The sequence below is a fragment of the Flavobacterium sp. HBTb2-11-1 genome (assembly GCF_009826975.1).
GTDB lineage: Bacteria > Bacteroidota > Bacteroidia > Flavobacteriales > Flavobacteriaceae > Flavobacterium.
Genome location: NZ_WUMO01000004.1, coordinates 285414 through 309581 on the forward strand (window position 1 = coordinate 285414; position 24168 = coordinate 309581).

The 24168-nt window shown below is 34.8% G+C and carries 16 protein-coding genes; 7 read left to right on the top strand and 9 right to left on the bottom strand.

The features are described from left to right. Positions 1 to 144: 144 nt before the first annotated feature. From GR162_RS10710 to GR162_RS10735, 6 genes are all read left to right on the top strand, one after another. Positions 145 to 1359, top strand: coding sequence for a hypothetical protein (locus GR162_RS10710; RefSeq protein WP_160782142.1), 1215 nt, complete (start codon positions 145 to 147; stop codon positions 1357 to 1359). Next, positions 1350 to 2378 carry a hypothetical protein gene (locus GR162_RS10715; protein ID WP_160782143.1) on the top strand — a complete coding sequence of 343 codons (1029 nt, stop codon included), beginning with the start codon at positions 1350 to 1352 and terminating at the stop codon, positions 2376 to 2378. The genes GR162_RS10710 and GR162_RS10715 overlap by 10 nt, the downstream gene beginning before the upstream one ends. A 388-nt stretch (positions 2379 to 2766) precedes the next feature. Continuing rightward, on the top strand, positions 2767 to 3798 hold the full coding sequence (metN, locus tag GR162_RS10720) for a methionine ABC transporter ATP-binding protein MetN (protein WP_160782144.1): 1032 nt from the start codon (positions 2767 to 2769) through the stop codon (positions 3796 to 3798). Then, positions 3791 to 4444 carry a methionine ABC transporter permease MetI gene (locus GR162_RS10725; protein WP_066033906.1) on the top strand — a complete coding sequence of 218 codons (654 nt, stop codon included), beginning with the start codon at positions 3791 to 3793 and terminating at the stop codon, positions 4442 to 4444. The genes metN and GR162_RS10725 overlap by 8 nt, the downstream gene beginning before the upstream one ends. A 43-nt stretch (positions 4445 to 4487) precedes the next feature. Further along, positions 4488 to 5300, top strand: coding sequence for a methionine ABC transporter substrate-binding lipoprotein MetQ (metQ, locus tag GR162_RS10730; protein ID WP_066033907.1), 813 nt, complete (start codon positions 4488 to 4490; stop codon positions 5298 to 5300). Between the two features lie 244 nt (positions 5301 to 5544). Beyond that, positions 5545 to 6324, top strand: a complete 780-nt coding sequence (locus GR162_RS10735) for a Ku protein (protein WP_008468370.1) — start codon at positions 5545 to 5547, stop codon at positions 6322 to 6324. Here the strand turns inward: GR162_RS10735 and ligD are convergent. Together ligD and GR162_RS10745 are read right to left on the bottom strand one after the other, a co-directional pair. Beyond that, complete coding sequence (ligD, locus tag GR162_RS10740; RefSeq protein ID WP_160782145.1) at positions 6321 to 8882, bottom strand: DNA ligase D; 2562 nt, start codon at positions 8880 to 8882, stop codon at positions 6321 to 6323. The two genes, GR162_RS10735 and ligD, sit on opposite strands and share 4 nt — an antisense overlap. Further along, on the bottom strand, positions 8869 to 9351 hold the full coding sequence (locus GR162_RS10745; protein ID WP_160782146.1) for a hypothetical protein: 483 nt from the start codon (positions 9349 to 9351) through the stop codon (positions 8869 to 8871). The genes ligD and GR162_RS10745 overlap by 14 nt, the downstream gene beginning before the upstream one ends. 269 nt (positions 9352 to 9620) lie before the next feature. Here GR162_RS10745 and GR162_RS10750 point away from each other — a divergent pair, with 269 nt between their 5' ends. Then, positions 9621 to 11765, top strand: a complete 2145-nt coding sequence (locus GR162_RS10750; protein WP_160782147.1) for a catalase — start codon at positions 9621 to 9623, stop codon at positions 11763 to 11765. A 78-nt stretch (positions 11766 to 11843) separates the two neighbouring features. Here GR162_RS10750 and GR162_RS10755 read toward each other — a convergent pair whose 3' ends face one another. The 7 genes from GR162_RS10755 to GR162_RS10785 all read right to left on the bottom strand — a co-directional run bounded on the left by GR162_RS10755 (position 11844) and on the right by GR162_RS10785 (position 24137). Then, positions 11844 to 13331 (bottom strand): PLP-dependent aminotransferase family protein, encoded by a 1488-nt coding sequence (locus tag GR162_RS10755; RefSeq protein WP_160782148.1) that lies wholly within the window; start codon positions 13329 to 13331, stop codon positions 11844 to 11846. Positions 13332 to 13685: 354 nt separating this feature from the next. After that, the gene (locus GR162_RS10760; RefSeq protein ID WP_160782149.1) at positions 13686 to 14957 is read right to left on the bottom strand and encodes an acyltransferase family protein; all 1272 of its coding nucleotides are present in this window, start codon (positions 14955 to 14957) and stop codon (positions 13686 to 13688) included. Between the two features lie 107 nt (positions 14958 to 15064). Further along, a complete protein-coding gene (locus GR162_RS10765) occupies positions 15065 to 18061 on the bottom strand; it encodes a glycoside hydrolase family 3 N-terminal domain-containing protein (RefSeq protein ID WP_160782150.1) in 2997 nt (998 codons plus the stop codon). A gap of 73 nt (positions 18062 to 18134) precedes the next feature. Further along, a complete protein-coding gene (locus tag GR162_RS10770) occupies positions 18135 to 19643 on the bottom strand; it encodes a sodium:solute symporter (protein WP_160782151.1) in 1509 nt (502 codons plus the stop codon). 175 nt (positions 19644 to 19818) lie between these two features. Then, positions 19819 to 20646 carry an N-acetylmuramic acid 6-phosphate etherase gene (gene murQ, locus GR162_RS10775; RefSeq protein ID WP_129745446.1) on the bottom strand — a complete coding sequence of 276 codons (828 nt, stop codon included), beginning with the start codon at positions 20644 to 20646 and terminating at the stop codon, positions 19819 to 19821. Positions 20647 to 20943: 297 nt separating this feature from the next. Beyond that, positions 20944 to 22146, bottom strand: coding sequence for an exo-beta-N-acetylmuramidase NamZ domain-containing protein (locus GR162_RS10780; protein WP_160782152.1), 1203 nt, complete (start codon positions 22144 to 22146; stop codon positions 20944 to 20946). 257 nt (positions 22147 to 22403) lie between these two features. Then, positions 22404 to 24137, bottom strand: coding sequence for a RagB/SusD family nutrient uptake outer membrane protein (locus tag GR162_RS10785; protein ID WP_160782153.1), 1734 nt, complete (start codon positions 24135 to 24137; stop codon positions 22404 to 22406). Between the last annotated feature and the right edge of the window lie 31 nt (positions 24138 to 24168).

Here is a 24168-nt window from a genome sequence, read left to right on the forward strand (position 1 = left end):
CTAACTTTTAAGTATAGTAGGTGTTTATAAAAACTTACTTTTAGTATATTTTATATTCATATTTTTCTTGCAAACAGCTTGTATATATAAAGTATATTTATAGTTTTGCACGAAGATTTAACCCCAAACCTACTTTACTTACTGATGAGAAAAAACACTCGCTTTTTTGTATTTGCCCTATTGGCAAGTACTATTTTTGGCTGTAGTGACGATGGAGATTCGTACAAGCCAAACTATCTGCCAACTATAGATGCCACAACTTTACCAGCAGAAAATAAACCAATGACGATGTTTGAAGATGACGAAAGTCCTTCAAAAATGTATGACAAAACCGATCGATGGTTTCGAGTAAACGAACCACTTCAGGTTATCCAAAAAGGAAAAGATTCTGTACAGATTTCTTTATACTCCCCAGTCGGACTTACAAATGTGAAAATCTACGCGAAACTGCCAAATTATGATAAGCGATTTGTAATCTACAGTTTTTCTAAAATACCAGCTTTTCATCGTTCATTTCATAAAATTCCATTAACTGATCAGAAAAACGATTATTTGTTAGAAACAGGAAATGCAGTAACAATTGACAAAATTGAAGGATTTTCCTCTGGTGCCATTCAATTCTCAATAGAATCAGATGACCCTTTATTTCAAAAGTTCAAAAAAATAAAATCCAATCATTTAGTTCAGTTTCATGATGGATACCACATTAATGAATTGGGCAAATTTCTTCCTATGAATCCTGTTTTGGCAAAAGAGGCCATTACTATGATTATCAATTATTCGTATGCTTTGAGCCATCCATTGTATTACAGCACATTCACCAATTTTGACAAATACAAACAAGAACAGGCTGCGGCAGCTGGAACAGGAATAAACGGAGCCTTAAACTGGCACGGAAATGCAGATGATGTAGATGGTGTTTATGATTATTATTCTAAAGAAGAAATCGAAAAAATATATTGGAATTACTTAGACAAAAGAACCGTTTATATGGCAATGGTTGGAGGAGATTCTGCTTGGGGCGGAGGAAATCTGGCATCGCAATGGGAATCGGGTTATGTAACCGGACATTGGGTTGGAGATATGTCGGTTTGGTCGCATGAATATTCGCATCATATTGGTTTCAGCCACAGCAGCAACTTGGCAAACAGCGGAGAAGGCGGTGGGCAGCAGGGAATGCTTACTGATTTTTATAAATATTTGATTTATCTAAATGATCTTCCCTTTACAGATCCAGATGTTTTAAAAACGTATACAAAAACAAAATATGTGACTGGAACTTATAAAAAACCAGTATTTGAAATTAAACCTAACAATCCATTTTTAGTAAAATATAAAGGCGAAGGAAAATGGAATTAAAATATAAACTATACATGAAACATATTCTGCCCCTGATCCTTGCGCTTTGTCTTTTTACCAATTGCAGTAAAGACGATGCGACGTCTAAAGATTATACGTATTATTATCCAACAGATGAAGCATCTATTACCAACGAAAATATCCCAGGAAGCACAGAAGCATTTGACCCAAAAGGAATTGCATTGTCTAATGAAAAACTATACGTTGTAAACGGAAATGTTTTAGAGATTTTTAATGCTGTGACATTAGCACACATCAAAACAATAAAAGAATATACAAAAGGCACAACGACTATTCCGCTTACAAGCCTTACTTCGGTTTCTGTTGACAACGGCCGTATTTATTTAGGCACTACAGAATCTAGATTATTTGTTTTTGATGAAACTACAAATGCAGGAATTAGTACAGTTGGAAACGGCCAATGGTGGCAGACTTTCGTGCACGTTTTTGGTGTTGTGGCTAAAGACGGATTGGTATTTGTGAAAGAAAAAGAAAAAAGCATAAAAGTTTTTGAAACTTCCCAAATAACAGAAACAAGCGACTGGAATTTAAAGCCTATTGCCAAACTAAATACTCTTAACGGATATACTGAAATATATTCAATGGATGTTTTAGACGGAAACTTGGTTGTAGGTGGGAGAGATGCAAAAAGTTATCTGCAGTATAATATTGCTAAAATTAAAGCCAATGCCGCAAATTCGCTTACAACTCCTATTGAGCCAGAAAAAGTGCAATTTGTAGACATAAAACCAATTGCAGTATCTTTCAGTAAAGATTTTGCCGTTACTTCAGAAAATGTTGGAAGCGTGTCTTATTTAAAATTGTATCCAAAAGCAGATTTTATAAAGATGAACTACAAAGCTGTTCTAAGCGTTTCTGATATTTTAGGACAAAATGCTTTTGGTACTATTGTCGGTACAGCCCAGCTTGACGACCGTATCTTTTTATCTGATAATACGAATAAGAAAATCAGAGTGATTAAACTTAACAAATCTACAATCGCAGAACAAAACAATTAGTTTTAAACACCAATATTTAAAAATCCAAATTCCAAACTAATTGGGATTTGGATTTTTTTTTGAATTGAAATAAGATCTGGGAATTGGAATTTTCAAAATTGGAATTTAGATTTTAAAGGTTTGAATTTTAAAATAACCTATTACATTGATAGGGAAATAAAAGTTTTAACGAATTATAGGTTAAAATTAGAAATAACTAATTAAATTTGCACTCGCTATGAAGAAAGAGAACCAGAAAATGAATAATTATTATCATTGCAGTATGATGTGCTGTAATGCTGTAATGGTGTTTATTGATCTGGCTTAATATATAAAATGATAAAATTTATTTCGAAAAAGCCTTTCAAACTTATTTATGAAAGGCTTTTTTGTTTTTAAACTGTAAAAAATGATTGAATTAAAAAATGTAACCAAAACGTTTCATCAGAAAGACAGAATTGTTGCTGCTTTATCTGATGTCTCTTTAAAGGTTCCTGAGGGAAAAATTTTTGGTGTAATTGGAACTTCCGGAGCGGGAAAAAGTACTTTGATTCGCTGCGTGAACTTGTTGGAAAGGCCAACTTCTGGCGAAATTATCGTTGATGGCAAATCTTTAATGCAATTATCAAACGCTGAATTGGCGATTGAAAGAAGACAAATCGGAATGATTTTTCAGCATTTTAACTTGCTTTCTTCAAGAACAGTTTTTGATAATGTGGCTTTTCCATTGGAATTAACTGGAACTTCAAAAAGCGAAATTAAAAAGCGTGTTTTAGAATTACTGCAATTGGTTGGTTTGGCAGAAAAGGCAAACGATTATCCGGCAAGTCTTTCTGGTGGACAAAAACAAAGAGTCGCGATTGCAAGAACTTTAGCCAATAATCCGAAAGTGCTTTTGTCTGATGAAGCTACAAGTGCGCTTGATCCTGCCACAACAAGATCGATTTTGAACTTATTGAAAGACATCAACAAACGTCTGAACATTACCGTTTTGCTGATTACGCACCAAATGGAAGTGGTAAAATCGATTTGTGATGAAGTTGCGGTTATCAGTCACGGAAAATTGATAGAGCAGGGAAGTGTGGGCGAAATCTTTGCAGATCCGAAACATGAACTGACAAAAGAATTTATTTCTTCTTCGCTTCATATCGAGATTCCGTCTGTTTATCAGGAAAAATTGCAAAAAGATGACAACGGTAATTTGAATCCATTATTAAAACTGGAAATGACAGGAAAATCAGTTAACGAGCCTGTTATTTCAGAAGTCTCAAGACTTTTTGATACCGATTTCAAAATTGTCAGCGCGCAAATGGATCAGGCTGGCGAGGTTAATTTTGGCGTGATGCTGATCGAACTTTCAGGAAAACGCGAAAATTACGATGCGGCGATTCAATATTTTAATTCAAAACACATTAAAACAGAAATTTTAGGTTATGTCTGATTCTCTTATAGATTTATTGTTAAAAGGAACATGGGAAACCATTGTTATGACTTTTGTATCGGGCTTTTTCGGTTTTTTATTAGGACTTCCAACAGGAATTTTATTGTTCTTGACTCGTAAAAATCAGATTCTGGACCAACCCGTTTTAAACAGAACATTATCAGTTATAGTAAATGTTTTTCGTTCCATTCCATTCATTATTTTGATCGTTTGGATGATTCCGTTTACACGTGCTATTGTTGGCACTTCAATTGGCGTTAGTGCAGCTTTGGTTCCGTTGAGCATTGGTGCAGCGCCATTTATTGCCCGTTTGGTAGAAAACAGTTTGTTGAGCCTTCCGTCTGGATTAATCGAAGCAGCAAGAGCATTGGGTGCAACTCCTTTGCAAATTGTGTACAAAGTATTATTGCCAGAAGCTCTTCCTTCTTTAATCAATGCAGCTTCTATTACTTTAATTACCCTTGTCGGATATTCTGCAATGGGCGGAGCTGTTGGAGCAGGTGGTTTAGGGCAAGTCGGTTATCAGTACGGATATATTGGATATGATGCCGTGACCATGAATTCGGTTTTGGCATTATTGGTCATTTTGGTATTCGCGATTCAGTTTGCTGGAGACCGATTATCAAAGCGATTCGATCATAGATAATCAATTAAAAATTTAGAATTAAAAATTAAAAAATAGAACAATCATGAAATTAAATATTTTAAAAACTGCCGGGATATTTGCTTTGTCTTTTGTTTTGGTTAATTGCGGAAATAAAAAAAACAACGATCCACATTTTATAAAAGTGGGTGTGGCATCGGGACCAGAATTAAAAGTGGCTGAAGCGGCTAAAAAAGTGGCAAAAGAAAAATTCGGATTGGAAGTAGAATTGGTTTCGTTTAACGACTACGTAATTCCAAATGAAGCTTTAAGCCAAGGTGATATCGATGCAAATGCTTTTCAGCACAAACCATATTTAGACGAGCAGTCTAAACAAAGAGGCTACAAATTGGCCATTATCGGAAATACATTTGTATACCCGATTGCAGCTTATTCTAAAAAAATAAAAAGTCTTTCTGAATTGAAAAACGAAAGCACGATTATTATTCCAAATGATCCAACAAACGGCGGACGTTCTTTACTACTTTTACAGAAAAACGGATTATTGAAACTAAAAGAAGGTGTTGGTTTATTGCCAAAAGTAACAGATATCGTAAGCAATCCTAAAAATTTAAAAATTTTAGAGTTAGAAGCGCCTCAATTGCCTCGAGCTTTAGACGACCAGAATGTTTCTATCGCGATCATCAACAATACTTTTGCGTCTGCAGCTGGATTGGTTCCTTCGCGTGACGCTTTGTTTGTTGAAGATAAAGATTCACCTTATGTAAATTTGGTCGTAAGCCGTGAAGACAATAAAAACGAAGAAAAAGTAAAACAGTTTTTACAAGCTTTTCAATCTCCAGAAGTGGAAAAAGCAGCTGAACGCGAGTTTAAAGGCGGTGCTGTAAGAGGCTGGTAATTTTTTTTAAGTTATGAATTATGAGTTATGAATTATGAGTGTGATGACACTTGTAATTCATAGCTCATTTTTTTTGTCGTATAGCATATATTCAAACATAGCCCGTGGTTTCACCACGGTAAACACAATGTTATTTCATAACTCATAACTCATAATTCACAATTATATAAAACAAACTGTTGATTTTGTAAGGCTTACGTTTTTTGGTTGAACTAAATTAGAGTTCAATTTTAAAGCAAAAGCCATGAGATCAATTTGGACAGGTTCGGTAAGTTTTGGATTAATTAATATTCCGATAAAAATGTTTTCGGCGGTGCAGGAAAGCAGTTTGGATATGGACATGCTTGATGCAAAAGATCACGCCAATATCAAGTTTAAGCGTGTCAATGAAGACACAGGAAAAGAAGTAGATTTTGCCAATATCGTAAAAGGGTATAATCTTGAAGGCAAATATGTTATTCTGGAAGATTCCGATTTTGAAGCTGCAGATGCCATTAAAACCAAAACAATCGATATTGAAAGTTTTGCTTTCGAAAAAGAAATTGAAAGTATTTATTATGAACAGCCGTATTATCTAGAACCCGATAAAGGCGCAATGAATGCGTATGGATTGCTTCGTGACGCGCTTGAAGCTTCAGGAAAAGTTGGTGTAACAAGATTTGTGTTGCGAAACAAAGAAAGTCTGGCTATTTTAAAACCATACAAAAATGTCATTGTTTTAAACCGAATTCGTTTTGAACAGGAAATTAGAAGTACGGATGAATTAAAGCTTCCGCCAATGTCCAAAAAGTCTACAAAAGAAATGGACATGGCCGAAAAACTAATCGATCAGCTTACCGAGAAATTTGATATTTCTGGTTTTAAAGACGAATATACCGCCAAACTTTTGGATATCATTAAAAAGAAAGCCAAAGGAAAACTCAAAAAAACTGCTCCAAAACTAAAAGTCGTACACAAACAAAGCGACGACTTAATGGAAATGCTGAAAGCCAGTTTGGAAACCAAAAAGAAAAAATCTTCTTAAACGTTTTGATTTTCTTCTAGTTTGTGAATAATCTTTTTAATATCGGCTCCTTTTGATAAAACGGGAGTCCACAAATCTCCTTTTTTCTCAAAACGTTTCAAGACATTTTTGATGGTAAATTGCGACGGATGCAGTTTTTCACCCACTTCGCTCCATTCAAGAGGCGTAGAAACTGTCGCGCCAGGTTTTGGTCGAACAGAATACGGCGCCGCTAAAGTTTGCCCACGTCGGTTTTGCAAGAAATCGATGTACAGTTTATTTTTTCTCTTTTTGATGCTTCTTTCAATCGAAGTAATATCTGGAAGTCTGGATTGCACTTCTTTTGCTATTAATTCGCCAAGAATTTTTATCGAATCATAATCATATTTCGCGCCAAGCGGAATATAAATATGCAGTCCAGAAGCACCCGAAGTTTTACATAAACATTCGGTTTCCAATTCGTCTAAAACTTCTTTCACCACCAAAGCGGTTGTTATCACAGGAGAAAAATCATTTCCTGCAGGATCCAAATCAATTACCAGCCAATCTGGATTCTGAATGTGTTTGGTTGTCGAGTTCCACGGATTCATTTCTATACAGCCCAAATTTGCCATATAAAGCAATGTTTCTTTATTATTACATATCAGATAATCGATGTCGGCATTATTAGATTCTGAGAAGACTTTTTTGGTTTTGAGCCATTTCGGAATTTTATCTACATCAACATCTTTCTGATAGAAGCTTGGCGAATCAATTCCGTTAGGAAAACGATTCATCGATTCTGGACGGTCTTTTAAATAAGGCAGAATCAATTCTGAAACTTCATTATAATAATGAATAATATCGCCCTTAGTGATACCGTCTTTTGGGAAATAGACTTTGTTTTGATTAGTAAGATGCAAAACTGTTTTTCCGACTTTTAAATCGTAATCGTTTTCTGTTTTTTCCTTTTTATTTTCTGGTGTAATTGTCATTTCATCTGAATTTAGTTGAGTTGAATCGTCTTTTGGGAATGATAACAAAACTTCCTCTGCTTTTTTATCAATTCGATTTCCGAGGTAAACGGGATGTCTTAAATGCTGGTCTTGAGTCCATTCTGAAAATTTAACTTGACACACCACTTTTGGCTTTACCCATTGAATTTTATCACGTATCGGAATTTTTTCGTCAAGCGGAGATTTGGCTGTAAATAGCGGCTCTAGTTTGTTGTATAAATCTTTCAGCGTGGTTTCTGTAAAACCGGTGCCACATTTGCCAATATACTGCAGTTTTTTGCCATCGTATTGTCCGAGTAAAAGAGCGCCAAAATATTTTCTGGAATTTCTCGGCTCGGTAATCCCGATTATGATGGCTTCTTCTTCATTTGCGGTTTTTATTTTGAGCCAGTTTGTGCTTCTTCGATTTATAGTGTAAGTACTGTCTGCTCTTTTGGCAATAATGCCTTCAGTTTTATTTTTAACGGCTTTTTCAAATTGTTTAATTCCGTCGCCAACGGTATGTTCAGAATAAAAAACATTAGAAAAAGGATATTTATTAAAGAGAATTTTGAGCAGTTCTTTTCTTTCCAATAAAGAGAGTTCCGTAATGAGATTTCCATCCAAATTCAATAAATCAAAAACATAATATTTTAGATTCCCGATTCCTGTTTTCATATAATTTTGAAGCAGCTGAAAATCGGCTCTTCCAGCATCATTTTCTACTACAATTTCGCCATCCAAAACGACAGTGTGGTCAATTTTTTTTAAGTCTTCGGCAATGGGTTTGAAATTAGCATTAAAAGAAAGTTCATTTCTGCTGAATAAATCGACCTTTTGGGCATTAATAACGGCAATCGTTCTATAGCCATCGTATTTATTTTCAAAAATCCATTCGTCATCATCAAAAGGTTTTTCGCGTACGCTGGCAAGCATGGGTTTTAAAAATTCGGCGATGTCAGCTTTTGGGGTGGACTTTTTTTTTACTGCTTTTTTCTCAGCGGTTTTCTCTTCAGTTTTTGAAACGAGCTTTTCAGATTTTTCTACCAATTGCTCCAAACTTCTTTTAGAAATAACTGATTTGTTTTTTTCTAATATGTCTTCAGAAGAAGCATATTTATCCTCTTTTTTGATAAGAAGCCAAGCGTTTTCTTGTTTTCCGTGAAGTTTAACCAGCGAAAATTCTCCTTTTAGTTTTTTGCCTTTTAGAACAAAGCTTAAACGTCCTTTTGCGAGATCGCTCAATAATTGCTTTTCATCAGAATCTGTTTTCTCATCAGAAGTATAAGTTCCATTATCCCATACAATCACATTTCCTGCGCCGTAATTTCCTTCTGGAATGGTGCCTTCAAAATCTTTATAGCTGTACGGATGATCTTCGACCATCATAGCCAAACGTTTCACTTCAGGATCCATTGACGGGCCTTTTGGAACTGCCCAGCTTTTTAACACACCATCCATCTCTAACCTAAAATCGTAATGAAGATGTGACGCGGCATGTTTCTGCACGACAAAAATTAGCTCGCTTGCTGATTTTTCGATTTTTCCTTTCGGTTCACGCGTTTGTTTAAAATCTCTTTTCTGATTGTATTTAGACAGTGACATAAGCTTTTAGAAGGATTAAAATAGTTAGTATAATAGAGTAGAGCGCGGTTGCTGTGACGGCAAAAATAATATGGGCAAAGAACAGCTGAATGTAATAACCTTTAAAATCAATTGGGGGTTGATGGTCGGTCATTTTAAATATAACTATCCAGCTGAGTATTCCAATTACACCACTGATAACGCCTAATATAAGTGCACTGAGTGGCGAAATTGGCAAAATATTCTTTACCCATATCATATGATATCCCATAACAAATAGAAAACCAATAATATAATGTATCAGCCATCCCCATGTTTTCTGAGATTTTTCGGAAAGGCTGATGTTTGTTTTCTTTAGAGCAAAACTCAATAAAACAGGTTCTTTATACAATTCCCTAAAATTTTCCGACATGGCATAACTAAACCAAGTCATGGCCGATGTCGCCCCAATAGCAACTAAAATTAATTGTATAATGATGAAAAAAATCATAAGCCTTTTTTTGAATTAAACTCTATTTCAAAGGTACTTTCGGAATGGCTTTTCCTGTTATAGGATTAACAAGTTGTAATTATATAATTATAAGTAAAGTGCTGATTTTCATTTTGATTGTGATTAGAATGTTATAATCCTTAAGCTTAATTGTATAAAGTTAAACTTAAAAAGCCTCCTAAATTTGTTGACCTATTTTAGAGAAATGTCTCATAAACCAAAGTAGAAATTTATAGTTCATTGAATGATAAATGTAAAATCAACAGAAAATGAAAAATTCAAAAACAACAAACCAAGACAACTCGGATGGCAAACAGAATGATTTAGAATTTAATAAATCTAGTGCTCAGAATGAGTTTTTAACCACTAACCAAGGCGTTAAAATTAATGACGATAACAATTCTTTAAAGTCAGGAGAAAGAGGTCCGTCTCTTTTGGAAGATTTTATACTGCGAGAAAAAATTACCCATTTTGACCACGAGAGAATTCCAGAGCGCATCGTTCATGCGCGAGGTTCGGGGGCTCATGGTTATTTTGAATTGTACAAAACAATGGAAAAATATACCAAAGCGGGCTTCTTAAACGATACCAGTATTAAAACGCCTGTTTTTGTTCGTTTTTCTACCGTAGCAGGTTCTAGAGGTTCTACAGATTTAGCTCGAGATGTTCGCGGTTTTGCAGTCAAATTTTATACTCAGGAAGGCGTTTTTGATTTGGTTGGAAATAATATACCGGTATTTTTTATTCAAGATGCAATGAAGTTTCCGGACTTAATTCACGCCGTTAAACCAGAACCTCATAACGAAATTCCTCAGGCGGCTTCGGCACATGATACTTTCTGGGATTTCATTTCGCTAATGCCCGAATCAATGCACATGATTATGTGGGTTATGAGTGACAGAGCGATTCCGAGAAGTTTAAGAATGATGGAAGGTTTTGGTGTGCATACTTTTAGATTTGTAAATGAGAAAAATGAATCTCATTTTGTAAAATTTCATTGGAAACCAAAATTAGGCACACATGGAGTTGCTTGGGATGAGGCGCAAAAAATATCAGGAAAAAATCCGGATTTCCATAAGCAGGATTTGTGGGAGACCATAGAGGCTGGAAATTTTCCAGAATGGGAATTGGGCGTTCAGATTATTCCGGAAAGTGACGAGCATAAATTTGATTTTGATCTGCTTGATCCAACAAAATTAGTTCCAGAAGAATTGGTTCCGGTAACCATTATCGGAAAAATGGTTTTGAATAAAAATCCGGATAACTTTTTTGCAGAAACCGAACAGATTGCGTTTCACCCAGGACATATTGTTCCTGGTATCGATTTTACAAATGATCCACTGTTGCAAGGAAGATTATTTTCATATACTGATACTCAATTGTCAAGATTAGGAAGCCCGAACTTTCATGAAATTCCAATTAACAGAACCATCGCTCCAATGCACAACAATCAGCGCGACGGACATATGCGTCAGGAAATTGCGGTAGGAAAAGTAAGTTACCATCCAAATTCTTTAGGTGGAGGATGCCCGTTTCAAGCCAAAATGGATCAGGGTGGATTTGTGAGCTTTAATGAACGTGTTGATGCTCATAAAGTACGAGCAAGAAGTAAAAGTTTTTCAGACCATTTTAGCCAAGCAAAACTTTTTTATTCTAGCCAGACTCCTGTAGAGCAAGATCATATTGCAAGTGCTTTATCTTTTGAATTAGGAAAAGTTGAAGCGATTTCGGTACGAGAAAGAATGCTTGGGCTTTTAAATCAAGTCGATGCCAATTTAGCAGCAACCGTCGGAAAAAATTTAGGAATTCCAGTTCCAAAAGATATTGAAAAACCGATCAACCATGGAGTTGGGGCAGACGATAAAGGTACTCAAGAACTAAGTAAGGCGAATCAGAATATAATTCATTCTGATGCTTTGAGCATGCTTAAAAATCCGACGCTTTCGAATACCATTGCAACGCGACAAATTGCTTTTTTATGTACAGAAGGCGTAAGTGCCAATTCGGTTAAAGCAATGAAAACCGCTTTGCAAAACGCAGGTGCTAAGGCGATTATCATAGCACCGCATTTAGGAACAATTGTTTCTGAAGAAGGTACAGAAATTTCAGTTGATCAAACCTATAAAATTGCTGCTTCTGTGCTTTTTGATGGTGTTTTTATTCCGGCTGGAAAAGGAATCGCCGATCTTTCAAAAATTAAAGAAGTAAAAGAGTTTTTAAATGATTCGTACCATCACTGCAAATTTATTGCGGCTGAAGGCGAAGGAACTCAGATTATAAAAAGCAACAGCGATATAAAAGATAACGATCCTGGAGTTTTGTTGAGCGATACTCGTTCTGATAATAACTTAAGCGTTTCTTTTATAAAAGCTTTAGGAAAACATCGTTTTTGGGAAAGAGAAAAAACTTTATAATAATTGCACAATTGGCTGTCGAAAAGACAGCCAATTTTTTTAAGAATAAACAACGCTTTATGCGGGTTATATGAAAAATCATTTGTCTAGAATTATTTCCAATGATTGACTCAAAATAGAAACTGCTTTATCCATTTCTTCTTTTTCCAGATGTCCAAATCCTAAACGTGTGGCGGTAAGATTTTTGGTTTGGTATAAAATGGTTTTCGGCAGAAACAAACCATTGTTGGCACATTCCTTTTGAAATTGTATTAGATTAAAATGATCTAGCCATTCAACCCAAATGGCCAATCCTCGAGGAGGAATCTTAAATTTAATTTTACCTTTTAGTTTTTCGTTTAAAAGTGAAACAAAATAATCGCGGCGTTCTTTGTAAGTCTTTTTATTTTTTTTGGAAAGCCGATGCACTTCGCCTTCGGTAATCCATTCGGTTAAAACTTGTTCTTTTATAACATCTATTCTTGGTTCGAGAATGTTTTGATGTTTTTCGAGTTCTTTTATAAATTCCGCAGGTGCAGCCACAAAACCATAACTAAAACCTGAAGGAAGGGATCTCCCGAAGGAACCGATATAAACCACTTTTTGATTGGAATCGAAAGCGGCGAGAGGCAAAACAGGATTATTGTCATAATGAAAATCAAAATCATAATCGTCTTCCAAAATCACAAATCCGTATTGATTGGCCAATTCCAAAACTTCGATTCTTTTTTTAGCGCTAAGCGAAATGGTCGTTGGATAATGATAATTGGAAGTCAAATATAAAATCCTAATTTTTGATGTTTCGCAGATTTCTTTTAGTCTTTTGGTGTCAATTCCATCCTCATTTACGGGAATGGAAATAATCTGCGCTTCCGTATTGGTTAGCGTCATATTCGACATATAATATCCAGGAGAAGCGACGGCAACTTTATCTTCGGGTGCAATGAGCACTTTTGTAACCAAATACAAAGCAATTTCATGACTGCTTGCGGTAAGTAGATTGGAAGTCGAAATCCGTATTCCGCGGGTCAAATTCAGATAATTAGAAAAATGAGTTTTAAAGTTCAGATGCGAACGCAATTCTATCTGTTCGTAAGTTTTGGATGTTTTTCTTCTTTTTAGCTTTGAGACATATAACCTGGCTAAAACATCAGTTTGCACCAATCGTAAATCGGGCGTTCCGTCATTAAACTGATACGGCAGATTACTGTTTTCTATGGGACTTTCAAGAATAGTAGAACGCTGAAAACTGAAACCGACATTATCGGACGAATTTTGTTCTTTGGAAATGGTAAATTCGGCTTTATTTTTTTGCTTTTGCTGCGATAAAATAAAAGTTCCTTTGTTCGGAAGTGTTTCAATCCAACCTTGCGATTCTAAATCTTGAAAGGCTTTGATTAAAGTGTTTCGGTTAACAGAAAGCACTTTGCATAAAATTCTTGTGCCGGGAAGTTTGGTGCCTTCAGGAAGAAAACCAGTTTGAATGGCTTTGATGAACTCAAAAACAAGCTGCAGATAAATAGCAGTGCTTTCTTCTGGTTTTAGCTGAATGAAGCTTTTAAAAGGAATTTCAACCGGACTATCCATAATTTATAAACTGACACTTTTGTTGGTACGGCAAGATACTGCTTTTCTTAAAATTTTTTAGAAAAAAAGAAAAGTGATCTTTACATAAGTGTTAGAACGATGACCAAATCAAACTATTAAGTCCGGCTGAAATTATTTAATTCATTCCGTAGGAATGTCTCATCGGTAGAATTAAATTTGAATTGCGGTTATACGTTCCGTAGGAACGTTTGATTCATAAAATAGAGCGCTGTTATATAAAATCAGGTGTTCCTCTGGAACACGATGCAAAATGGTATATTCTTTTTCTACCGACCAGATATTCCTACGGAATATTAAATTGTAACTCGTTGTGGTAATTCATTATAATTTTAATTACACTTTAAAAATCAGTTTCTTTTTATAGAAAATCCATAAGATAAACGACCAGAAAACGGCATAAGACAAGGCGTAAGCAAGTGATGCATTTAGCGGGTTTTCAAAACAAGGAACAATTCCATGATTATAAATATAGGCTTGAAGACCAATTTCTTCGCCAGCTTTTTCAGGATCTGCTACTTTGATGCCACTTAAAACTCTCGGAATTATTCCAGAAAAGAAAAATACAATCATCGGGTTTACGCCCCAGATTAGGAATAATTTGGTCCATTTTTTATGTCCTTTCATATCGATTATATAATACAAAAGCGTTAAACATAATGTTGCAATTCCAGCTGTGTATAAAACATAAGAACTTGTCCAAAGTGATTTATTGATAGGAAAGAAGATGTTCCAAATTAAACCTCCAATTACCAAAGCAGTTCCTGCAATGGCGGTCTTTTTTACGATTTCCATTTTATCAACAGATAAGTTTAACAGTTGACCAATGTACATTCCTAAAATTCCTGTTCCAATTGCTGGCAAAGTACTCAAGATTCCTTCCGGATCCCAAGTTTTAGACGATGCCCATAAATGACCGTTTAAAAGTGTATCGTCTATCCAAGCCGCAAGATTAGTTCCTTTGTCAAAATTGGCAGGACCAAAACCTGGAACAGGAACAAAAGCCATTACAAGCCAATATCCAACTAAAAGTCCAGCTAAAACTAAAAGCTGTGTTTTTAAATTAGTCTTTAAATATAAAATTGAAGTAAAGAAATACACAATTGCAATTCGCTGTAAAACGCCTGGAATTCTCGTGTCTTCAAAATGTTCAAGTCCGCTAAATGATAATGAGATAAGAATTAAAAATACACCAATGGCCAAAATGGTTTTAACTTTCATAGAAAAATTTCCTAAAAGGGCATAAGCAACCGCAAAGGCAATCGCTAATCTTAGTCCTAATAACGGAATTCCTTCCAAGCCAAATAAATGGATTCTGCTGAAAACGCTTAAAAATAATCCTAGACAGAAAATTCGAAGCGAACGAACTAAAATTTTATTGAAAACACTTCCGTCAAAATGTTTTACAGGCATCGCAAACGGAATTGCAGTTCCCATTATAAATACAAAAAACGGGAAAACTAAGTCAGTAGGCGTACAACCATGCCATTCGGCGTGTTCTAGGGGCGGATAAATAGATGACCAGCTTCCCGGATTATTGACAATCGTCATTAAGAGAATGGTAAATCCTCTAAAGACATCGAGTGAAGTTAAACGTTCTTTTGTCATTGGGTTTGATAGTTTAGATTTTTTTTTAAGATGCAAGAAGCAAGAAGCAAGATTATAGATTTTTGTTTTTTTGGAATTTGGAATTTGGAATTTAAATTTTTGAATTTTTATTTCATAATTGCATCTTGAATGATTTGTTGAATTTCTTCTCGGATTTTTCCTTTTGCTAATTTATTTTCGTCATTTACTACTTCTGGATAGGTTCTGTTGGATAAGAATACGTACACAATTCCGGTTTCTGGATCTGCCCACGCCATATTTCCTGTAAATCCTGTATGGCCGAAACTTGATTCAGAAACACAATCGCAAGTTGATCCGCCTTTGTGTACTCTTTTGTCAAATCCTAAACCTCTTAGAACGCCTTGATTTTTGTAGTAGCAAGTATTAAAAGCATCAAAAGTCTGTGGAGAAAAATATTGAATGCCACCGTAGTTTCCTTTTTGCAAAAACAGTTGCATCATTTTAGCAACATCCATCGCATTAGAAAAAATTCCCGCGTGACCTGCCACTCCGCCTTCCATTGCTGCGGCCATGTCGTGCACGTAACCTTGAATTGCCTGATGTCTGAAATAATTATCGATTTCAGTTGGCGCAATATTGCTTTTATCAAATTTATCCAGCGGATTGTAAAGCGTATTGGTCATTCCTAATGTGCTGAAGAAATTTTCTTTGCTCAGATCTTCCAGCTTTTTATGTGTTTTTCTCTCTAAATATTCTTTTAAAATGATGAAGGTAAAATCGCTGTATTTGTATTCTTTTTTTAAAGCTACAGGACTTTCGGCAATGATTTTCATAATCGTATCATGATAATCATTTCGAATATAGAGATTGTCAGCTACTTTTGTTGTAAAACCGTTTTCGGCTGCTTTTCGATAATATTTTTCAGAAGGCTGATTGTTGCTGTCTAAAGTTGCTTTGTAAAACGGAATCCAAGCTTGAAGCCCTGCGTAATGGTTTAGCAGATCTTTGAACGTGATATTTTCTTTATTTGTTTTGGCAAAAAAAGGCAACATATCTTTCAGTTTGGTGTCCAGCTCTACTTTGTTTTTATCGTACAATTGCATCACATTGGGTAATGTCGAAATCATTTTTGAAATCGAAGCAACATCATATAAATCGGTATCAGTGACTTTTTTTCCATTATCATAAGTCTGCGCTCCGTAGGATTTCTGAAAAATTACATTTCCTTTTCTAGCAACCAAAACCTGCATTCCTGGAGTCATTTTTCCGTCAATTGCTTTTTGTGCTACGGCGTCAATTTTAGATAAAACGGCAGGATTCATTCCAGCATTTTCTGGAGCTGTAAAGGCCAGACGATTTTGTTTTTCAGTAGTTAAACCATCATTGACATGGAAAGCATCATTGATGGAAACAGGCAGTTTTCCTTTAGCTTCAATCGCTCCAAAAAGCAATTCTGCCGAAACAACTTGACTAATATCTGAGTTCTGGTAAGAAACCACTAATCCTTCGATATCATCAAAATTTGAAATGGATAGAAGCGAATAAGGTTTTGCAAAAATGTCTAAAATTACTTTGTTGTGTTTGGCAATTTCTTTCAGCCAAAGCATTTCTTGCAACGTAAATTCTTGTTTTTCCCAAGCTTTATTTACTTTGTGATAACTGATAATAACCTTGTCGAATTTTTTCAATTCCTTATTCAGACTGTCAAGATTGGTGTCTTTAACTTCCGTGATTTCGGTATATTTTTTCAGCGTAGAAATAAATGTGCTATTCGTGTCTTCACCCAGTTTTATGTAGGCAATTTTTTCACTTAAATCTTTTATTGGAAGAATTTCTTTTTCGTTTTTTAGAACTGTAATGGCATTTTCATACAATTTATAATGCAAAGCATCATTTTGCGTCGGATTTAAATCATTGTATAAATTGTTTAAATCAATCGGCTTGTATTTGTTTAGTCCCGCTTTGTATTTAAAATGAAGAATTTTTTTAACAGAATGTGCCAATCGTTCTTCAGTAATCACTTTTTCGTTGTAAGCTGCTTCCAATTTCTGAAACGCAACGGGTACATTTTCTGGGCAAAGTAAAATATCATTTCCAGCCAAAATAACTGCAATTTCCAAATCTCCAGGACCTTTAAAATTGGCTGCGCCTTTCATCGCCAAACCATCAGTAAAAATCAATCCGTTGAAACCCAATTCTTTTTGCAGCAGATTGGTCACCACATTATAAGAAGCCGAAGATGGACAGTTTGGCTGTGATTCTAAACTAGGGATATTAAGATGCGCCACCATTACAGAAGCCAAACCTTCGTCGAATAATTTTTTGTAAGGATATAATTCGACCAAATCTAAACGATCTTTAGAAAAATTAACGGTAGGTAAGGCGTGGTGTGAATCGGTTGAGGTGTCTCCGTGCCCCGGAAAATGTTTTCCTGTACAGAAAACGCCATTTCCTTGAATTCCTTTCATTAAAGCAATTGCTTTTTCGCTCACATTAACCTTATCTTCACCAAAAGAACGGTTTCCGATAATTGGATTTTTCGGATTAGTGTTAATATCCAAAACAGGAGCAAAATTGAAATGAACGCCGATTCGCTTGTTTTCGGCTGCCATATTTCTTCCCACATTTTCAATTAATTTTAGATCCTGAATCGCGCCCAAAGTCATATTCCACGGATAACGGTATGTTGAGTCTAAACGCATGGCCAATCCCCATTCAGCATCGATTCCGATCATCAAAGGAACTTTTGCTTTTGACTGATATAAGTTGGTTAATTTCGCCTGGCGAACTGGTCCGCCTTGGAAGAAAATAACGTTTCCTATTTTATAATCTTCAATTAGTTTACTAATCTGATTAACGTGTACAGAATCTTTGTTAGAATATGCAGAAACCATAAACAGTTGCCCGATTTTTTCCTGTACGGTCATTTTGTTATAAATGCTGTCAACCCAAGCCGTTTCCTGATCAGAATCTTTGAAAAAAGTTTTTTTCTCTGAAGTATTTTTTGGTACGTAAACAACAGTGTCTTTTAAAGGAATATCCTTTTTATCATCTGTTGCGTCATTATTTTTTTTGGATGCGCAATTGGTAATTAAAAATATAAAAGCGGCGTATAAACTAATTTTTATGAATGGATTTTTCATATCATTTTTTTTAAGGATCAATTTGAATTTATTGCTCTTACACTCAAATTGATTCATCAATAGTAATACTGAATTAGAAACTTATTTCTTTTTCACTTCGTGAACTGGTAATAAATAATCCTAAATAAGTAATTAATCCGTTTAGTATAATTAATTCATTATCAAAAACATATCCTGCAAATAAAACTTTAGAATACTCATTGATGAAATAGGTAAACAACGGTGAAAGCAAACAGATAAAGGGAACCAGTTTGTCATTTACATGTCTTGATTTTTGAAACAAACCAAAAGCGTATAATCCTAATAATGGTCCGTAAGTGTAGGAAGCTACCTTAAAGATCATTCCTACTACCGAACTGTCATTGATGGAGTTGAAAATTAGAATGATAAAAAAGACCAAAACTGAAAAACTGATATGCACTAAATGTCTAATTTTTACGGTGTTTTTCTTATGGCTGTTTTCTGCTTTGTCCATTCCTAAAAAGTCAACACAAAAAGAAGTTGTTAAGGCTGTTAGGGCAGAATCTGTGGTTGCAAAAGTGGCAGCAATAATTCCCAGTAAAAATACAATTGCAGGAACAAGCGCTAAATGGTTTAAAGCAATTTCAGGAAAAAGTAAATCGGTTCTTGGTTTTCCGGTAATTAAATCGGTTGGAACAGCAATTCCGTTTTTGTTTGCATAAATATATAATAAGGCTCCAACGCTCAAGAAGAAAATATTGATGATGACAAATATTCCTGTAAAAGTGAACATGTTTTTTTGCGCTTCGCCAATGTTTTTACAGCTTAGGTTCTTTTGCATTAAATCTTGATCTAAACCTGTCATGGCAATGGTTACGAACATTCCGCCAAGGATTTGTTTTACAAAATGGAATTTACTTCCCATGAAATCATCAAAGAAAAAAATCTTAGAATAATTGCTGTTTTTTACTTCTTCAAAAGCACCGATAGCGCTCAAATCCATTCTGTCGCAGATGAAATAAATGGTAAGGAAAACAGAAGTTACTAGAAAGAAAGTCTGTAAAGTATCGGTAATAATAATCGTTTTCAATCCGCCTCTATAGGTGTACGAGAAGATTAGCAACAGCGAAATTAAAACAGTAAACGCAAAAGGAATATGATAAAAATCGAAAACAAAACGCTGTAAAACAATTACAACCAAATACAATCTGAACGCTGAACTGATAGTTCGGCTGATTAAGAAAATTGAAGCCGCTGTTTTATAGCTGAAAAAGCCCATTCTTTGCTCAATATATCCATAAATCGAAGTCAAATTCATTCGATAATATAGAGGTAGTAAAAGCTTTGTAATGACAATAAATCCAAGAGCATTTCCCAATACAAACTGAAAATATTTAAATTGTTCACCGCTTGGCGCTCCAACTTCTCCAGGAACAGAAATAAAGGTTACTCCAGAAAGAGCCGTTCCAATCATTCCGAATGCCACTAAATACCATTTTGAATTTTTATTGGCTGTAAAAAACGCTTCATTTCCGCTGTCTTTCTTACTGACTCTGTGGGATATATAGAATAATGTTCCGAAATAAATGATAATAAGGAGAAGGATGGTACTTGGTGTCATTTTATAGTTTTGGTGTTTTTTTGGTTTTTTATGAATAATTCTGATAATGAGGTTTTTTAATTAGACCTAACAGTTTTTTAAAACCAGTTAGGTCTTCGTTAAAAACTCCAAAAAATGAATTTATTCAGCTTTTGAATTTGTATAAATCTATAAAAAGATTTTGATAGTGTGGTTTTTAGTTTTCCTGATTTTTGCTGTGAGCCAATAGAACAGCTCTTACACTTTTATGTTTATGCAATAATTCTTCGGCAACTTCATATTCAATAGCAAGTTCTTCCATAATCATCTTGATGCCTCGTTTTACCAATTTTTCGTTAGACAATTGCATGTCAACCATTTTGTTGCCTTTTACTTTTCCTAATTTGATCATTACCGAGGTAGAAATCATGTTCAAGGTTAGTTTTTGAGCTGTACCTGCTTTCATTCTAGTACTTCCAGTTAAGAATTCAGGACCCACGATCAATTCAATCGGGTAATCAGCTTCTTGAGCGATAAGTCCGTTACTGATACAAGAAATACTTCCTGTTTTAATATTGTGTTCTTTAGCTTTTTTAAGTGCTCCTAAAACATATGGCGTGTTTCCAGAAGCAGCAATTCCGATAATCATATCTAAGCTTGAAATTTCGAATTTTGCTAAATCTTTCCATGCTTGTTCCGTATCATCTTCGGCATTTTCTACTGCTTTTCTGATTGCGGTGTCGCCACCAGCAATAATTCCGATAATCATATCATGCGAAACACCAAAAGTTGGAGGACATTCTGATGCATCTAAAATTCCGATTCTCCCAGAAGTTCCAGCTCCAATATAAAATAATCTTCCGCCCAATTGCATTTTTTTTACAATGGCTTTAACCAGTTTTTCTATTTTAGGAATTTGCTCTTCAATAATATGCGGAACTTTTTTGTCTTCTGTATTAATGTTGGTAAGAAGTTCTTTCACGCTCATTTGATCCAAGTCTTTGTACAAAGATTCTTGTTCAGTTTCAGGATTTTTATTTTTCATTTTTCTTTTTTTTGATTTTTGAAACCGAGATTTTTCTAATATCAGGCTTCTCTATTTTACATTAATAGTTTGCTGTTTTTATCTAGAATGGAATTTAATTTTAAAACATAGAAACACAGGTTTTGATTTTGTTTAAAAAGGTAACCAATCTTTAAAAAACAAAGCAAAGAGAACTACATTTCTGCATAGCAATATATATGTGTGTGTTTATGCTATCAAACGCTTTTTTGTAAGTCTATCAAAGTCTATGTTTCTATTGTTTAAAAAATTAAGTCTAAGGGAACTGAATTAGAAATATTATTTATAAATCAGATATTTTGTTCGCATTTTTTTGAAAGCTTCAAGATCTTTCTGCCAAGTTTTTCTTATCTGAGCTTCAGGAACACCACTTTCGATTTGCTGCTGCAGTTTTTTTGTTCCTGCGAGTTTGGTAAAAAATGCGTTGAAGAATTTTGTCTTGTCGCTGGTATTCTGATATGCTTTAATAAGCCATTTCAATTCTAATTGTTTCAATTTTGGATATGCTGTTAAATCTTCTCCATAACATTCTTTTCCGTTGTATAAAGGATCTTTTGCGCCAAAATTGGGTTTTGGAGTAAAACTGAAATTCGTTTTAGTTAAATAGGGAGAGCCGTAGATTTGAAATTGTTTTTCAGTTCCGCGTCCCATGCTCACATTTGTTCCTTCAAAAAGGCATAAACTGGCATATAGATTTATAGATTGATCATTTGGCAAATTCGGAGACGGTTTTACCAATAAACTGTATGGCATAGTTCTGTTGTAATCTACACAAGGAATGATTGTTAGTTTACATTGAGCGCCATCTTTAAGCCATTTTTCTCCATTTACCATTTGCGCATATTCACCAATTGTCATTCCGTGAAGGAGCGGAATAGGGTGCATACCGACAAAACTTGTAAATTCTTTTTCTAAAAGTGGTCCGTCTACGATAGAACCATTTGGATTTGGACGATCCAAAACAATAAGCGGAACGTTGTTTTCTGCACAAGCTTCCATTACATAATGTAAAGAAGAAATGTAGGTATAGAATCGTGCACCAACATCTTGCAGGTCAAAAATCATGACATCAATTCCAGATAACTGCGCTGGTTTTGGTTTTTTATTGTCGCCATAAAGTGAAATAATTGGCAAGCCCGTTTTAGGATCTTTACCATCAACAATATGTTCGCCTGCATCGGCAGTTCCTCTAAATCCGTGTTCTGGAGCAAAAATGGTCTGAATAGCAATTTTTTTCTCCAGAAGGAAATCGACCACATGTATTTTGTTGGATAAAATTCCTGTCTGGTTCGTTACAATTCCGACTTTTTTATCTTTTAAAAGCGGGACGTATTTTTCGTAATTGTCAGCTCCCGTTTTTATAACAGCATAATTGAGTTCCTCTGAATTATGGTGCTCAATTGGCAGAATCACTGCCGAATATGAAGGCGCACAAAACAGAAGCGCTGCAACAAAAGCACTTTTTGCTATATATTTTATCATTTTAAATACAGTTATTAGTTAAAGACGAATTGGACTAATAAAATTAAGATTTTATTGGAGTATATGAATGTTTTAGGAAGATTTGGGGAATCTAAAAACTAACAAGATATAACCTGTATGAATCAGGTGTAAATTTTTATTTGGCTTTTTTATTGGTCACAACGTGTTTAAAAAGAGTATTTTAAAATACTGCCTCTAAAATTTCTCATTTCAGAGGCAGTGTATTATATGGGGGCAATTTTTCAGTTTTGCTTATTTTACCAGCCAGGATTTTGTTTTAATTCTACACCTTCTGCAGCGTATAAACTGATATCATTTGTTGGAATTGCACTTAAGTAATTTTTAGGTGATACAAATAATCTTGTCACACCTGCAGCATAAGGAATCACATATCCTTGTGAATTTACTTTTGTTTTAGAATTAGTTCCAATCAAAGAAGTTATTCTAGCTCCTAAAATAACATCAGGATTCGAATTTGTATCAAGATAATCTCCTTTTTTCCAACGTATAAGATCTTCTTTTCTCATGGTAGTCCAGCTCATAAATTCAATTCTGCGCTCACGACGGATTTCCCATATAATTGGGTTGACAATTCCTGAAATTTGTTCTAATGCAGTTGTTCTTTGCGGGTCATCTATCTGTACTCCGTTAGCTGCCGCATTGGTGCCATCTGTAGTCAAAATTGCAATTCCTGCACGTGTACGAACTTTGTTAATTGATAGATTAAGATCGTTATTAGTAACTGTACCTAATTCTGCGCATGCTTCGGCATAATTCAAATAAACTTCGCTTAGTGTGAAAATAGGAGCATCGATCTGATTTTGTCCAATTGTGGTAACCTCTGTTCCTGTGGTAGCAGGATTATTATACAACTGGAATACATAACCTGTTATAGAGGTTAAACCATTGTATGGCTTGTCTGAGTATGCGTAATCTGCTGTACTGAAAGCTTTAGCAAATCTTGGATCTCTGTTAGCAAAAGTATTGGCAATATTGTTATCTCCTAAATATTGAGCATTTCCAGCTTGTTTAATAGGCAATCCGTTAGTGGTTACATAACTTTCTGCAGCAAATTTTGTCAATCCGTTTTGAACAGTTGAGGTATTGGTATAGGCTTGTATTCCATTTCCTAAAACACCTTTAATATACCTTTTTGCTAAAATTACTTCAGTATTTCCTAATAATTCAACAGAATTGTAAAGTGATTTCCAATCGGCATTTAATTTGTAAGAATTGTTATTCATTACAGCCAATGCAGCATCTTTTGCTTTTTGAAGATAAGTGCTTCCATTCTGTCCTAAATTGTATTTTCTGTACGTACCTTCTGTTAAGCATACACGGCTTAATAATGCATAAGCAGTATATTTATTTACTGTAACATTATTATCGTCAACATTTAGTAGCATTGGAATTGCTTCTTCCAAATCTTTAATTACATTGTCAATAACTTCTGCTCTTGATAAAGCTGGTTTGTATACGTTAACATCACTTTGAGCCAAATATTGGTCTGTATAAGGCACATCGCCAAACTGCTGTGCTAAACGAAAATAAGTATGAGCTCTAAAAAACTTGGCAACACCTATATAGTGGTTTTTCTTTGTCTGATCCATTGGCACATTAGGTACTCTTGCAAGCATAAGATTGCAACGACGAACCAAAGTGTAGTATTCGTTCCAGTTTGCATTAGTTGCATTTGGGGCCGTTGGAAAGTTTGTAAAAACGTTATTGGCTAGGTTGTCATCTATTAATCCTGTTCCTGAATGGAAGTAGAAGTCAGCTGTAGTACCTGCATTATTTCCATAACCGTTGAAGGTATTGTAGTTCAACCAAGAGAATGTTTTTACGTTATTTTCTGAAGTCCAAAAATTGTCATCTGTAAAAACATCTTCAGGTGGTGTGTCCAAGAAATCTGAACAGCTAACCGTTACACTTGCAATAGCAAACAAGGCAACTGTTAGTTTTATCCTAGAGTTTGTTATATATTTTCTCATTTTGATTAATTTTTTAATTTTTAAATACTTT

Excerpts from the sequence above, each read along its gene's own strand:
- GR162_RS10780 (WP_160782152.1), bottom strand. The coding sequence starts at position 22,146 with ATGATAAAATATATAGCAAAAAGTGCTTTTGTTGCAGCGCTTCTGTTT.
- GR162_RS10710 (WP_160782142.1), top strand. The coding sequence starts at position 145 with ATGAGAAAAAACACTCGCTTTTTTGTATTTGCCCTATTGGCAAGTACT.
- GR162_RS10750 (WP_160782147.1), top strand. The coding sequence starts at position 9,621 with ATGAAAAATTCAAAAACAACAAACCAAGACAACTCGGATGGCAAACAG.
- GR162_RS10765 (WP_160782150.1), bottom strand. The coding sequence starts at position 18,061 with ATGAAAAATCCATTCATAAAAATTAGTTTATACGCCGCTTTTATATTT.
- GR162_RS10760 (WP_160782149.1), bottom strand. The coding sequence starts at position 14,957 with ATGACAAAAGAACGTTTAACTTCACTCGATGTCTTTAGAGGATTTACC.
- metN (WP_160782144.1), top strand. The coding sequence starts at position 2,767 with ATGATTGAATTAAAAAATGTAACCAAAACGTTTCATCAGAAAGACAGA.
- murQ (WP_129745446.1), bottom strand. The coding sequence starts at position 20,646 with ATGAAAAATAAAAATCCTGAAACTGAACAAGAATCTTTGTACAAAGAC.
- ligD (WP_160782145.1), bottom strand. The coding sequence starts at position 8,882 with ATGTCACTGTCTAAATACAATCAGAAAAGAGATTTTAAACAAACGCGT.
- GR162_RS10785 (WP_160782153.1), bottom strand. The coding sequence starts at position 24,137 with ATGAGAAAATATATAACAAACTCTAGGATAAAACTAACAGTTGCCTTG.
- GR162_RS10755 (WP_160782148.1), bottom strand. The coding sequence starts at position 13,331 with ATGGATAGTCCGGTTGAAATTCCTTTTAAAAGCTTCATTCAGCTAAAA.
- GR162_RS10715 (WP_160782143.1), top strand. The coding sequence starts at position 1,350 with ATGGAATTAAAATATAAACTATACATGAAACATATTCTGCCCCTGATC.
- GR162_RS10770 (WP_160782151.1), bottom strand. The coding sequence starts at position 19,643 with ATGACACCAAGTACCATCCTTCTCCTTATTATCATTTATTTCGGAACA.
- GR162_RS10735 (WP_008468370.1), top strand. The coding sequence starts at position 5,545 with ATGAGATCAATTTGGACAGGTTCGGTAAGTTTTGGATTAATTAATATT.
- GR162_RS10725 (WP_066033906.1), top strand. The coding sequence starts at position 3,791 with ATGTCTGATTCTCTTATAGATTTATTGTTAAAAGGAACATGGGAAACC.
- metQ (WP_066033907.1), top strand. The coding sequence starts at position 4,488 with ATGAAATTAAATATTTTAAAAACTGCCGGGATATTTGCTTTGTCTTTT.
- GR162_RS10745 (WP_160782146.1), bottom strand. The coding sequence starts at position 9,351 with ATGATTTTTTTCATCATTATACAATTAATTTTAGTTGCTATTGGGGCG.